Source organism: Parasphingorhabdus sp., assembly GCF_039982395.1.
Taxonomy (GTDB): domain Bacteria; phylum Pseudomonadota; class Alphaproteobacteria; order Sphingomonadales; family Sphingomonadaceae; genus Parasphingorhabdus.
The window spans coordinates 479,376-492,237 of record NZ_JBDWYO010000006.1 but is presented as its reverse complement, the minus strand read 5'-3'; the positions used below and the strand labels follow the sequence as shown (position 1 = coordinate 492,237).

The window sequence follows — 12,862 nt, the reverse complement described above, 5'->3', positions numbered from 1 at the left end:
TTGGGTAACGAGCCAGTTTTGGCTATGCTATTTGCTAGTCAGAAAAAGGATCCCGCTCGCGTGGCAAAATCTCCCCGGAAAACCACCCCAGCCAAAAAAACAGCTGCGCCCAAACGGGCACCGGCCAAAGCCAAGTCCGTCGTAAACAGCACCGGCGAATTTACCGCTCCCGTTTACAGCGCCACGAAGGCTGAGATGATGGACTTCTATGAGCAGATGCTGCTCATACGGCGTTTCGAGGAAAAAGCTGGTCAGCTATATGGCCTCGGTTTGATTGGCGGGTTTTGTCATCTTTACATCGGGCAAGAAGCGGTTGTGACCGGCCTTCAGTCTGCAATCAGCCCGGGTAAGGACAGTGTCATCACTGGCTACCGGGATCATGGCCACATGCTGGCCTGCGGGATTGACCCGAATATCGTCATGGCAGAGCTAACCGGCCGCGCTTCGGGCATTTCGAAGGGCAAGGGCGGCTCTATGCACATGTTCTCGGTCGAACATGGCTTTTACGGCGGCCATGGCATTGTCGGCGCGCAAGTTTCGCTGGGCACCGGTTTGGCCTTTGCGCATAAGTATAAGGAAGACGGTGGTGTCTGCCTGGCCTATTTTGGCGATGGTGCTTCCAACCAAGGGCAAGTGTACGAGAGCTTCAACATGGCCGAGCTTTGGCAGTTGCCGGTGATTTTTGTTATCGAGAACAACCAATATGCCATGGGCACGAGCGTCAATCGCTCTTCTGCCGAAGATCAACTTTATCGTCGTGGAGAAAGCTTTCGCATTCCTGGCGTTCAGGTAGACGGTATGGACGTCCTAGCTGTTCGTGGGGCTGTAGAAGAAGTCTTGAAAGATGTCCGTGGCGGTGGCGGACCAGTGTTGATGGAACTCAAAACCTATCGCTATCGCGGCCATTCCATGTCCGACCCCGCCAAATATCGTAGTCGGGACGAAGTTCAGGATGTGCGCGAAAAATCCGATCCGATTGAACGGCTGAAAGCGGCTTTGCTGGAAAAAGGCGTGAAAGAAGAAGAATTGAAAGCGTTGGATAAAAAGGTCCGTAAGACGGTCATGGAAGCGGCAGACTTTGCCGAGGAATCCCCGGAACCGGAACTGTCCGAACTCTATACCAACATTTTGGTGGAGCAATATTGATGGCAATCGAACTGAAAATGCCCGCTCTGTCTCCCACCATGGAAGAAGGCACCTTGGCCAAATGGTTCGTCAAAGAAGGTGATGAGGTCAGTTCCGGCGACATCCTGGCCGAGATTGAAACCGACAAGGCAACGATGGAATTTGAAGCGATTGACGAAGGCGTGATCACAAAACTTCTAGTGGCAGCAGGAACCGATGAAGTTGCGGTTGGCACGGTCATCGCCGAAATGGTCGGGGAAGATGAAGATGCCAGTCAGGAATCTAGCGAAACGAAGGCGGACGCAGCGCCAGAGCCGGTAGCAGAACCACAGCCCGAGGTTGTTGAAGCCACGCCGCCGGTCGCGATCTCAAGAGCCGATGATCCGTCTGTACCGTCTGGAACAGAAATGGGCTCATTGACTGTCCGCGAAGCCTTGCGCGACGCAATGGCAGAAGAAATGCGCAAAGACGAAACCGTTTTTGTCATGGGCGAAGAAGTTGCCGAATATCAAGGCGCGTACAAGGTTACCCAAGGTTTGCTTGATGAGTTCGGTGCGAAACGGGTGATCGATACGCCGATTACAGAACATGGTTTTGCCGGCATTGGCGCTGGTGCTGCGATGGGTGGACTGAAACCGATTGTCGAATTTATGACCTTCAACTTCGCCATGCAGGCGATTGACCAGATCATCAATTCAGCCGCGAAAACCAACTATATGTCCGGCGGCCAGATGCGTTGCCCGATTGTATTTCGTGGCCCCAATGGGGCCGCATCGCGTGTGGGCGCTCAACATAGCCAGAACTATGGCCCTTGGTACGCAAGTGTTCCCGGCCTGATCGTGATTGCTCCCTATGATGCGGCCGATGCCAAAGGCCTTTTGAAAGCAGCGATCCAGACCCCGGATCCAGTTGTTTTTCTGGAAAATGAACTGCTTTACGGGCGGTCATTCGATGTTCCGGAACTGGATGACTATACGCTTCCTATCGGCAAAGCGCGGATCATGCGCGAAGGCAGCGATGTGACGATTGTCAGCTATTCTATTGGCGTCGGTATGGCGCTCGAGGCAGCGGACAGCCTGGCTAGCGAAGACATTGATGCGGAGGTCATTGATTTACGGACATTGCGGCCGCTTGACACGGAAACCGTTTTGAAGAGTCTTGCGAAAACAAACCGGATGGTTGTTGTCGAAGAAGGTTGGCCGGCTTGTTCGATTTCGAGCGAAATTTTGGCTTTGTGCATGGAACAAGGCTTTGATGATCTAGACGCACCGGTGATGCGTGTGACCAACGAAGATGTGCCTTTGCCATATGCAGCCAATCTGGAAAAAGCAGCACTGGTCGACAGCGCACGGATCGTCACTGCCGTAAAGAAAGTCTGTTATCGTTAGCTTTTATATGGGCTGATCCGAAAGAATCTGCTCGGGCGCTTAGCTGGGCGGATTATCGATTGTCGCATAGACATTGCAGCGCCACTGTTGCGATGTCGGGATGGCACTGCCGTTTTTCAGAACATGGTCGTCGCGCTCACGCGCCACAAATGCGCTTTCGTAGCGGATGATAGTGTTTCCGAAAAACTTGTCGGAGACGAGCGGCCGATAGTCATAAATGACCTCAGCAAAGTTGATGGCGGTCGATCCGGATGCCGAAATTTTCTTGCCACTGGGGCCGATTCCTGCCGCAAGGCTGGAATTATTTTGCCCATCGCCTTCATCGCCGTAGGAAGATGTGAAATTGGTGTTGCCACCATAGCAGCGCTGCCAACGTATCCACTGACCTTCACTGGACCCGGATTGTCCATTATGCTCGAGGCTGGAGAGAATGATCCGTGCGTTTGGCGAGAAATCGATCGCGTTACCGGTAAGGTCTGCGCCGGTAAAAATTTCACGAATATCGGCTTCGTCGATGGATTCACGGGCCCGAGACGCGTTATCCGCGACGAGCATGGCTATCTGGCTGACCTGCAGATGGGCAACGGCAAGATTGGCCGTCTCCATGCCTCCCATGCCAACAAGAAGCATGATCGGAGCGGTAAAGGCAAATTCAAGAATCGCGAGACCACTTGTGTCCTCGACAATGGGCAATGTCTTGAACCGGTCGATCCATTTGGATCTGCTCTTTTTTGATGCTTTTTCCATGTCCAATTAGCCCTGTTCTAATCCAGTGTCGAAACGCATGTTTCGACCAGATCAACTTGTGCACCAAACGGTTGGTTGCGAACCGCTGTACTGTTTGAGACGGTCATCGTGTCGCTCAGGCCGATCATCGATGCGAGTGGGAATAGGCGCGGCGAGTTTACATCTATTTTATAACTCACGATATCATCAGGGCCACCAGTGCCCGCGATGCCATAGTCGGTATCAAAAATATCATTGCCATTGTTATCGATAAAGCAATCACCCGGATCAACGGTGCCATTGCCGTTCACGTCAGTTGTCAGCTTTTCCGGTTTCCCAATATTGGTAAAATCGAAATAGCTCTGGGTGGTAACATCGATCGACGCATTTTTCAGTATAAGTGTATCCAGGCCGTCGGTCACAGCCTGCTCAATTTCGGCAACCGTCATTTCGCCGGTAGAAGCATCGCGCGCAACCTTGTGCAAAACGGACTTGGATACGGTATCGACATAACCGCGATAACCGAGATCCATGATGCCAAGCAGCATCAGGAAAAACGGCGCGGCGACGAGCCCGAATTCCATCAATGTCGCGCCGCTTTGATCCTCAAGAATGCGACGTTTTTTCAGCAGTCTCTTGATCATTTCGACAACCTCAGTCCGCCAATGGTTTTCGCAATATCGCCAAATGCACTTTGAAGCGCAGTGTTGCTGGTCGCAGCGGCGGCATGGCTCGAACTGGTGGCGCAGCTCAATAGATGCGATTGGATGGTCGAGCTATTGGTGAACTGAATGACCCAGACGGTTATGCCTTGTGCCTTGACCGCGCTGCACATCAACTGGAAGCGTTGAGCTTGGCGAGCCATATACTCAGTTTTATTGATATTTGTCGGCCCGAGGCGTCCGTCCAGTTCGTTAAATCCGTAAATATTATAAATGTCGGGATTTACGTTCAAATCGCCATCCGTCATGAATATCAGGTGCCGAGAGATATTGAATCCGTTCTTGGAAGTTGAGTTTTCCGTAGCGAACAAACCGGTTGGCGACAGGAATCGCGCTCCCCAAGTCATACCGATAGTATGGTTGGTATATCCATTCGGGCTAAGTCCATTGATATAGCTTTCCAGATTTCCTGAATATATCGTGCTCCCGGTGGAATCGAGCCCAGGGTCGGAATCGTAACTGGCATATTCGGCCAGCTTTCTTCCTTCAGCAGGACATGAGGAGGAGCTTAAGCCACCTCCACTTCGAGAATATTGTACGTCGTCCCAATATGGCCGCCAGCGGGTAGCCTTGTTGGTTGGCAACAGGTCAATATCAAGATCATATGCGTTTGCCGGAATCGCATTGGTCGTAGAAATAATATCCTGATAGGTGTCGCGCTCTTCGATACACCCATTCCAGCGATCACTTGGTCCATCAGTATCATCTGACGGATTGTTATAAAGTGTAGGACGCACTGCTGCTGGATTGCTCGATTTGATCGATTCGACATAGGCCGATACATCATGATCGAACTCGTCATATTCCCAGAAATCAAACACGGCACCCGGCTGCCATTCGGTAGATTTTACCGGAGGTGAATCATAGCGGTCCACTTGGCGTATGCACTCTTTGTTATTCCGGCTTCTCCGGCGGTAGCTGTAATAGCTGAACTCGTAATAATAGCCATTTTGGGTCAATGGTGTGCCGGAGCCGTAACCATCGTCGCTTGGGTTCCAAAGTGGCGGAGTGGACTGATTCTTACCAAATTTGTTTTCACACGCCCAGCGATCATTGCCGCTAGCACCGGCAACGTTTATCTGTTCATAAGTGGTTGTCAAACCGGTCCCGGGAATCTGCCAGTGAGCGCGCCGCGTCTGGTAGTTCCATTCATCCTCTTCAGCCGTACCAACGCCGCCGACGAGCCATGATGGATTTTCATCATATAAGGTCTCACCGACATTGATCATGGCGTTATAGGGCATGAAGCCATAGCGGATCTGGCTACCTTGGGCGCCACCACCGCTGCCGAGAATGTCATAAAAATCTTCCACGGCGTCTTTTAGGCCGGTGATTTTCTTCTCGGACTGGTTGCTGGTGCTATATCCGTTCGGTTTGCGATCCATCGATCCGGTAACATCGAGCACCATCATCACATCGACATTACCAATGTCGAGGCGACTGGTGCAATCGGCCTTCAGCGTCATTTTCTTATAACCGAAAATCTTCATGATCGAGGTGTTCAAGGTGGTTTCGACATAGCCGTTTACCGTCTTGTCGCCTGGGCCATCCACGAACCGTGGATTGGCATTGCCATTCACCGAAGCAAATGGGTCTGTATCAAAAGAGCCGGCTGGAAAGTTGAAATCGAAGAATTTCCGGGCTTCCACTGCATCGGCAGTAGACATGAATGCCCCTGACATCGAGCGACGGCCAGCCAGCGCGCCGGCATCACAAGCCTGTTGCAAACGAGCTTGTGCCATATAGGCTCGGCCAATATCGACCCCGCCGCCAATCACACCGGCGATTGGGAACATTGCCGCTGCCGCCATAGCATAGACGTTACCGGCCGTATCCGACCGTAATGCCCCTAGAAGGGTGCGTGCTGATTTTTCGACTCGTTTGCCAAGCATATGCTTCGGCCCCCTGAAATTACCCAATTCGAATGTGCCGAATACGGAGAAAAGGGTTAGGGCTGGCCCAACAGGAATGGTTAAGGTGAAGTTTACCTTGATTTTCCGCGGGAAACTAGCGACCGCAGCAGCATGAGTGATGCTTTGCAAGAGCTGGAACCGCTGCAACGATTGATTGTAGCTTATGCTAAACCTAGCGACCGCAGCCGTTTTGCGCTGCTTTTTGCACTTGATTCCCGCTTCGCAGAGATATTGCGCTCTACGTCGGAAATATTGATTGGACAGATCCGGTTAACCTGGTGGCGCGATGTCTTAACCAAACCTGCAACTGAAAGGCCGTCCGGCGAACCGTTGATCGAGCAGATCAACCTGCTGGAGGCAAAGGGCGAGAGCTTCGCTCCGCTTCTGACTCTGCTTGATGGCTGGGAAGTTCTGCTAGATGATTTTCCGTGGGAGGATCGCGAGTTTGACAATTATGCGGCGTCTCGCGGGGGCGGCTTATTCGAAACCGGGTTGGCGCGGTCAATGACCGAAGCTGAGGCTGAACAAGCCCGGGCCTGGGCTCTGTGGGACTTTGCCCGCCATTGTTCAGATGCAGCTATGCGGCGGTCTGCTTTCGAGCGTTGTCAGAAAATCCTGCAATCGCAGCCAAAGGCGAGTTTTGACAGAAGCGGTCGGCCGCTCTCAATCCTCTGCAAACTGATGGCCCGTGATGCTAGAAAAGGTCAACTGGCTGCCGATCTCTATAGCCCGGCGAGTGCCGCGCAGATTATGTGGCACGGTATCGCTGGACGCTAGACCGTCAGCCGCCAATGCGCGGGTTCCGTTATGAAGAAATTTGCAGCCGGTGCTGCCGGTATGATGTTGATGCTGACCGCTGGCCTGTTCATCTGGATCGGCGCGCAGGGTCAAGATGTCCCCATACCCGAAGCACCGCCACCGCCGAAGCAGGCTCCGCTGGAAACTCTGCCTGAGGCGGAGTCTGACGCGGAAGCATTTGGGTTAGCACCTCCAACGCCACCCAAAGCCTATAAAGCCTCGCGTGAGGAAATGCGCTTTAACCGCTATGATCGCGATCGTGATGAGGTCATTACGCGTCTGGAGATGATGAGCAGCCGCACCGATTCCTTTCGGAAACTCGACAAGGATGGTAATAATCTTCTTTCGTTCGAGGAATGGGCCATCGCAACCAGTGACCGTTTCGCCGGCGCGGACAGGGATGGCAACCTTCAACTGACCCGCACCGAATTTCGGACCACAAGGCCCAAACGATCGACCCCGCGCTGCAAATGCTAGAAACAGGTGCTAGGCGAGTTGCAGACCTTGTTCGGAAAGGGGTAGCAGCCATTGTGAGAAATCTTCCCGCGCACGCGCAGTGTAGGCGGCTTTGCGTTCTTTCTTTTTGATGCGCTGTTCAAACGGCGGGAAAAGGCCGAAATTGACGTTCATTGGCTGATAGTCCCGGGCATCTGCACCGCCGGTTATATGGGAAAGCAAGGCGCCAAAGGCGGTGGTTTCCGGGGGCAGGGCGAAGGCTTCCCCTTTGACTTCAGCGGCAACCATCCGACCGACCATCAATCCGACCGCTGCGCTTTCGACATAGCCTTCGCAGCCGGTTATCTGACCAGCAAAGCGAATATGGGGCGCTTTCTTGAGGCGCATTTCTTTGTCGAGTAATTTCGGTGCGTTGATGAATGTGTTCCGGTGGAGGCCGCCCATGCGCGCAAACTCTGCGTTCTCAAGGCCAGGGATTGATTTAAGGAGGTCGGCTTGCGCGCCATATTTCAATTTGGTCTGGAACCCGACCATATTCCAAAGCGTGCCCAGCGCATTATCCTGTCGCAATTGCACGACGGCATAAGCGCTTTCGCCGGTGTGCGCATTGGTCAGGCCTACCGGCTTCATAGGTCCGAAACGCAAGGTTTCCGGCCCACGTGACGCCATGACTTCAATCGGCATACAGCCTTCAAAATAGGGTGTGTTTTTTTCCCATTCCTTGAAGTCGGTTTTCTCGCCATCCAGCAGGCCTTGGATGAAGGTTACATATTGATCGTGGTCCATCGGGCAGTTGATATAATCTTTGCCATCACCTTCCGGTCCCACCTTGTCCCAGCGCGACTGCATCCAGGCGATGTCCATGTTGATGCTCTCTTTATAGACAATCGGCGCGATGGCGTCGAAAAAGGCAAGAGAGTCTTCACCGGTCGCTACGCCAATGCTCTCGGCGAGGGACATTGCGGTGAGGGGACCGGTCGCAACAATGGTCAGTCCGTTTTCAGGCAATGTATCGATCCGTTCACGCACAATCTCGATATTGGGATGTTCGCTCAGTCGTTTTGTCACGCCATCGGAGAAATGATCGCGGTCGACGGCGAGGGCAGAGCCCGCGGGTAGCCGGTGCTGGTCGCCTTCGCCGATGATGATCGAATTTAGGCGGCGCATTTCTTGATGCAAAAGACCGACGGCATTTTGATCGGCATCATCCGACCGGAAACTGTTCGAGCAAACGAGTTCCGCCAAACCATCTGTTTGGTGCGCGGGCGTCATGTCGCCGCTGCCCCGCATCTCGGAAAGGCGTACTTTTACACCCTGTTCCGCCAATTGCCATGCCGCTTCTGAACCGGCGAGTCCGCCGCCAATAATATGTACATCTGTCATGCGCGCCTTAGTGTTGTGGTAAGGCTATAATGTCAATCTGGCAGTCGTGTGGGTTGCATGATAGAAGCGGAAAAAAGAGGACAGGTTTATTCCAATGAAAAGTGCATTTGCTGAATCCAGACCATTTTTGTTGCTGAGCCTATTGTTCGGTATCAGCTATTTCTTCGTCAAAGACAGTAATATTCCTGGCCTTTATCTGATGGCTTGGAAAGGCGCTGGTGTTGGATTTCTGGCAATTTATGCGTTGGTTCGCCTACACCGGCTAGATGGCAAGATTGTCGGCGCGATCATGGCGTTGGGCGCGATCGGGGATATGGTTCTGGAATATGATCTGATGCTGGGCGCCGCTGCATTCATGGCCGGCAATCTGCTAGCGATCCTTTTCTTTTCCCGCTTTCGACGCCATAAACTTGCCTTCAGTCAGAAGATGTTCGCGATCCTTTTGGTGCCTTTGTCCATGTTGATCGCCTGGACATTGCCGTCTGATAGGTCAGACGCTGTGCTTGTGAGTCTCTATTGCCTTTCCATATCGGCGATGGCTGCCATGGCATGGACCAGCCGTTTCTCTCGCTATCAGGTGGGATTGGGGGCGATATTGTTTCTGATCTCGGATTTTCTGATCTTCGCTCGAATGGGGCCATTGGAAACGAGCATCATTCCGGAGCTGCTGGTCTGGCCGCTATATTATTTTGGTCAGTTCATGATCGTGACGGGCATTGTTGGCACGTTACGGCATGAAATGGCTGCCGATAGTGCTGACCCGGTTCACGCCTGATAGGCAGAGATCGTTGTTCGATGTAACAACCGATCATGGCCATCATAGCCGCCGGTTGCGCAGTGCAAGACCGATCGATTGTCCCACATGGTCAGCATATTGGCTTGCCACTGGTGGCGATAGACAAATTCGTCCCGGCTTTGCCAAGCGTATAGCTGCTGCAGCAAGGGCAGGGCTTGCTGCTGCTCCATGCCTTGAAAGCCAATGATGTAGCCCATGCAGCTAAACAATCCAGGACGCCCGGTTTCGGGATGTTCACGAACCAAAGAATGTGTTTGAATTTCACGCGCAGACTCATCGGGACGGATCGCCATGCTGCGGCCCTCGTCCTTTTCGCCATAGGCGCCATCGGGCGCATAAGCCATTTGGGCGCTATGAATCGCCGTAAGGCCTTCATATTGAGCTCGCATATCATCGGGCATGGCATCCAGCGCAGCATGTTGATTGGCGAACCAAGTATCACCACCGACTGGAGGAATGGTGATTCCGAAAAGGCAGGTTCCTGCTGGTGGATGCGCCTGGAAGCTCCAGTCACTGTGCCAATTCTCTGCAAATAGCGGGCTTTTCTCGTCGGCATCACGCCGGATGGCGGCAATATGTTCACGGCCAGCAATCGGGTCAAAAAAGGGATCATGTCCAAAATCACCGAAATAGCGGGTAAACCGCTCTAGATCATCGTCAGACATCGCTTGATCCGGAAAGGACAGGACATGATGTTCAAGCCAAGCGGATCGAATGGCCGCGACGGTTTCGTCAGAAAGCGGTTTGGTCAGGTCAACGCCTGTTACCTGAGCCCCGCAGGCCTGTCCGGATGGCGTAATCCTAATCAGATTCCCCTTCTGGTGCTTCGGGGGGAGAAGCCTCGCCTTCGGCAGCATTTGGTTCGCCATTTTCGTCCGCGACCATATCTTCTGCTTCGTTTTCGGACTCTTCTTCTTCATCAATCTTGGCGGCACCCACGACCTTTTCGCCATCGGCGACGTCGAACAATCTAACACCCGAGCTATTCCGTCCAATCACTCGCATATCCGCAACTTTCATGCGAATCAGCTTGGCTTGGTCGGTTACCAACATCACTTGCTCGTCGTCGGTTGCCCGGAAGCTGGCAACAACGGTGCCGTTGCGTTTGATATTGTCGATATTGAGAATGCCTTGGCCACCGCGTCCTGACTGGCGATACTCATAAGCACTGGAGCGCTTGCCATAGCCATTGGCACAGACCGTCAGAACGAAATCTTCATTCTCGGAAAATTCAGCCATGCGCTCTGCGGACAATTCCGATGCATTTTCATTGTCTTTCCAGGGAGCGGCCTTGAGATATTGGTCGCGCTCTTCGGTTGATGCTTCAAAGCCGCGCAAGACGGACAGCGAGATCACTTCGTCGTCGCCTTTCAGCGCAATGCCGCGAACACCTGTGGATGTGCGGCTCTGGAAGGAGCGCACTGCGTCACCGGCGAAGCGAATGGCTTTCCCGCTTCTGGTTGCGAGCAAAACGTCATCATTTTCGGAGAGCAATTCTACACCGATCAGACGATCTTCGCTCTCTTCGTCAAACTTCATCGCGAATTTGCCATTGGACGGCACATTGGTGAAGCTGTCCATGCTGTTCCGCCGGACGCCGCCTTTGGCTGTCGCAAACATAACGTGGAGCGCAGCCCATTCCGCTTCGTCTTCAGGCAAGGGAAGGACCGTGGAAATCGTCTCACCTTCCGCGAGCGGCAGGAGGTTGACCATAGGGCGGCCTTTGGTTTGTGGCCCGCCTTCCGGCAATTTCCAGACCTTGAGACGATAGACCTTGCCTTGGGTAGAGAAGAACAAGACCGGAGTGTGCGTCGACGTCACAAACAATTCGGTGACCGCGTCCTCGTCCTTGGTGGCCATGCCGGCGCGGCCCTTGCCGCCACGACGCTGTGCACGGAAGGTGTCTAGCGGTGTCCGCTTGATATAACCGCCGTGGGTAACCGTCACGACCATTTCGGACCGTTCCATGAGGTCTTCGTCTTCCAGGCCGTCCCATGCAGCGGTGATTTCCGACAGACGCGGCGTTGCATATTCGTCGCGCACTTCTTCAAGCTCTTCACGCATCACCGCATAAAGCTTCGCACGATCCGCCAATATTGCCAGATATTCCTCGATCGCCGCGGCCAGTTCCTTCAGCTCGTCGCCTATTTCTTCGCGGCCGAGCGCCGTCAGTTTTTGCAAACGCAGATCCAGGATCGCCTTCACCTGGATGGCAGACAATTTATAGCTGTCACCCTCAATATCTGTCTCGGTAGCCTCGACCAGCCGGATATAGGCAGCGATCTCCGCAATGGGCCATTCGCGAGCCAACAAGGATTCCCGTGCCTCGACAGGGGTTGCTGAACCACGAATGATGCGGACAACTTCATCCATATTGGTCACAGCCACCACAAGGCCGAGCAAAATATGGGCGCGCTCGCGGGCTTTGTTCAGTTCAAATTTCGTACGCCGGGTGATCACCTCTTCGCGGAATTTGACGAAGGATTCGATGATGTCACGAAGCGTCAACACTTCCGGTCGACCACCGCGAATCGCCAGCATGTTCGCGGGGAAGCTCGATTGGGCCGGGGTGAAGCGCCAAATCTGGTTAAGCACGACATCGGCCGTCGCATCGCGTTTCAATTCGATAACCACCCGCACGCCGGCGCGGCTCGATTCATCACGAATGTCGGAAACACCCTCGATGCGCTTGTCCTTGGCGGCTTCAGCGATTTTTTCGACCAGGCCGGATTTGCCCACTTGGAAAGGAATGGATGTCAGGACGATGGACCGTTTGTCGCCGCGCCCCTCTTCAATTTCATGACGCGCGCGCATGATGATCGATCCACGGCCATCTTTATAGGCCGCGCGGGCGCCGGATTGTCCCAAAATCAACGGTGCGGTCGGAAAGTCCGGTCCGGGAACAATCTCGATCAATTCGTCGATCGTTATTCCCGGATTTTCGATATAGGCGAGGCTGGCGTTGACAACCTCTCCCAGATTATGGGGAGGAATATTGGTGGCCATGCCGACCGCGATGCCGCCTGCGCCGTTGACCAACAGGTTGGGGAATCGGGCCGGGAGAACATTGGGTTCTTGCCGACTGCCGTCATAATTGGGAATGAAATCGACCGTATCTTTGTCGAGATCGTTGAGCAGGAAATTCGCAACCTTGTTCAGCCGCGCCTCTGTATACCGCATGGACGCGGGCATATCCGGATCCATTGAACCGAAATTACCCTGACCGTCGATCAAGGGTACCCGCATGGACCAGTCCTGGGTCATCCGGGCCAGAGCCATGTAAATCGCGCTGTCGCCATGGGGGTGATAGTTGCCCATCACGTCACCGACGATTTTTGCACATTTTCGATAAGGGCGTCCCGCGACCATTCCGCCTTCTTGAGCGGCAAATAATATGCGCCGATGGACAGGTTTCAAGCCGTCGCGCACATCAGGCAGCGCGCGGCTGACGATGACCGACATGGCATAATCCATATAGCTGGTTTTCATCTCATCGACGATGTCTACCGGTTCGATATTCGATGGCGACGGTGGGGTGGTTTGTTCGTTCACAAA

Annotated in this window: 11 protein-coding genes; 5 read left to right on the top strand and 6 right to left on the bottom strand. The window is 53.6% G+C overall.

The genetic code is table 11. The features are described 5' to 3' along the window. The first annotated feature begins 60 nt into the window (after nucleotides 1–60). Complete coding sequence (pdhA, locus tag ABJV08_RS12555) at nucleotides 61–1,146, top strand: pyruvate dehydrogenase (acetyl-transferring) E1 component subunit alpha (RefSeq protein WP_348037853.1); 1,086 nt, start codon at nucleotides 61–63, stop codon at nucleotides 1,144–1,146. Further along, a complete protein-coding gene (locus tag ABJV08_RS12550) occupies nucleotides 1,146–2,513 on the top strand; it encodes a pyruvate dehydrogenase complex E1 component subunit beta (RefSeq protein WP_348037855.1) in 1,368 nt (455 codons plus the stop codon). The genes pdhA and ABJV08_RS12550 overlap by 1 nt, the downstream gene beginning before the upstream one ends. 39 nt (nucleotides 2,514–2,552) lie before the next feature. Here the strand turns inward: ABJV08_RS12550 and ABJV08_RS12545 are convergent, their stop codons facing one another. Genes ABJV08_RS12545 through ABJV08_RS12535 form a run of 3 tightly spaced genes read right to left on the bottom strand, consistent with a single transcriptional unit; the run spans nucleotide 2,553 to nucleotide 5,853 of the window. Further along, the gene (locus tag ABJV08_RS12545; protein ID WP_348037857.1) at nucleotides 2,553–3,260 is read right to left on the bottom strand and encodes a TadE family protein; all 708 of its coding nucleotides are present in this window, start codon (nucleotides 3,258–3,260) and stop codon (nucleotides 2,553–2,555) included. Between the two features lie 17 nt (nucleotides 3,261–3,277). Then, complete coding sequence (locus ABJV08_RS12540; protein WP_348037859.1) at nucleotides 3,278–3,883, bottom strand: TadE/TadG family type IV pilus assembly protein; 606 nt, start codon at nucleotides 3,881–3,883, stop codon at nucleotides 3,278–3,280. Further along, on the bottom strand, nucleotides 3,880–5,853 hold the full coding sequence (locus tag ABJV08_RS12535) for a pilus assembly protein TadG-related protein (protein ID WP_348037861.1): 1,974 nt from the start codon (nucleotides 5,851–5,853) through the stop codon (nucleotides 3,880–3,882). The genes ABJV08_RS12540 and ABJV08_RS12535 overlap by 4 nt, the downstream gene beginning before the upstream one ends. Nucleotides 5,854–5,985: 132 nt before the next feature. On the opposite strand from ABJV08_RS12535, the gene ABJV08_RS12530 reads away from it, so the two are divergent. Beyond that, complete coding sequence (locus tag ABJV08_RS12530; RefSeq protein WP_348037863.1) at nucleotides 5,986–6,651, top strand: hypothetical protein; 666 nt, start codon at nucleotides 5,986–5,988, stop codon at nucleotides 6,649–6,651. 30 nt (nucleotides 6,652–6,681) lie between these two features. Then, a complete protein-coding gene (locus ABJV08_RS12525; protein ID WP_348037865.1) occupies nucleotides 6,682–7,149 on the top strand; it encodes a hypothetical protein in 468 nt (155 codons plus the stop codon). A gap of 9 nt (nucleotides 7,150–7,158) precedes the next feature. Here ABJV08_RS12525 and trmFO read toward each other — a convergent pair whose 3' ends face one another. Further along, on the bottom strand, nucleotides 7,159–8,511 hold the full coding sequence (gene trmFO, locus ABJV08_RS12520; RefSeq protein WP_348037867.1) for a methylenetetrahydrofolate--tRNA-(uracil(54)-C(5))-methyltransferase (FADH(2)-oxidizing) TrmFO: 1,353 nt from the start codon (nucleotides 8,509–8,511) through the stop codon (nucleotides 7,159–7,161). A gap of 94 nt (nucleotides 8,512–8,605) precedes the next feature. Between trmFO and ABJV08_RS12515 the strand changes: the two genes are divergently transcribed. Beyond that, nucleotides 8,606–9,286 carry a lysoplasmalogenase family protein gene (locus tag ABJV08_RS12515; RefSeq protein WP_348037869.1) on the top strand — a complete coding sequence of 227 codons (681 nt, stop codon included), beginning with the start codon at nucleotides 8,606–8,608 and terminating at the stop codon, nucleotides 9,284–9,286. Here the strand turns inward: ABJV08_RS12515 and ABJV08_RS12510 are convergent. Both ABJV08_RS12510 and gyrA read right to left on the bottom strand, forming a co-directional pair. After that, nucleotides 9,277–10,176: a TauD/TfdA family dioxygenase gene (locus ABJV08_RS12510; protein ID WP_348037871.1), complete on the bottom strand. Its 900-nt coding sequence runs from the start codon at nucleotides 10,174–10,176 to the stop codon at nucleotides 9,277–9,279. The genes ABJV08_RS12515 and ABJV08_RS12510 overlap by 10 nt on opposite strands. After that, nucleotides 10,109–12,859, bottom strand: coding sequence for a DNA gyrase subunit A (gene gyrA, locus ABJV08_RS12505; protein ID WP_348037873.1), 2,751 nt, complete (start codon nucleotides 12,857–12,859; stop codon nucleotides 10,109–10,111). The genes ABJV08_RS12510 and gyrA overlap by 68 nt, the downstream gene beginning before the upstream one ends. Nucleotides 12,860–12,862 lie beyond the last annotated feature (3 nt).

Coding starts and splice junctions, on each gene's coding strand:
- ABJV08_RS12515 (WP_348037869.1), top strand. CDS start 8,606: ATGAAAAGTGCATTTGCTGAATCCAGACCATTTTTGTTGCTGAGCCTA.
- ABJV08_RS12545 (WP_348037857.1), bottom strand. CDS start 3,260: ATGGAAAAAGCATCAAAAAAGAGCAGATCCAAATGGATCGACCGGTTC.
- trmFO (WP_348037867.1), bottom strand. CDS start 8,511: ATGACAGATGTACATATTATTGGCGGCGGACTCGCCGGTTCAGAAGCG.
- ABJV08_RS12525 (WP_348037865.1), top strand. CDS start 6,682: ATGAAGAAATTTGCAGCCGGTGCTGCCGGTATGATGTTGATGCTGACC.
- ABJV08_RS12540 (WP_348037859.1), bottom strand. CDS start 3,883: ATGATCAAGAGACTGCTGAAAAAACGTCGCATTCTTGAGGATCAAAGC.
- ABJV08_RS12535 (WP_348037861.1), bottom strand. CDS start 5,853: ATGCTTGGCAAACGAGTCGAAAAATCAGCACGCACCCTTCTAGGGGCA.
- ABJV08_RS12550 (WP_348037855.1), top strand. CDS start 1,146: ATGGCAATCGAACTGAAAATGCCCGCTCTGTCTCCCACCATGGAAGAA.
- ABJV08_RS12530 (WP_348037863.1), top strand. CDS start 5,986: ATGAGTGATGCTTTGCAAGAGCTGGAACCGCTGCAACGATTGATTGTA.
- ABJV08_RS12510 (WP_348037871.1), bottom strand. CDS start 10,176: ATGGCGAACCAAATGCTGCCGAAGGCGAGGCTTCTCCCCCCGAAGCAC.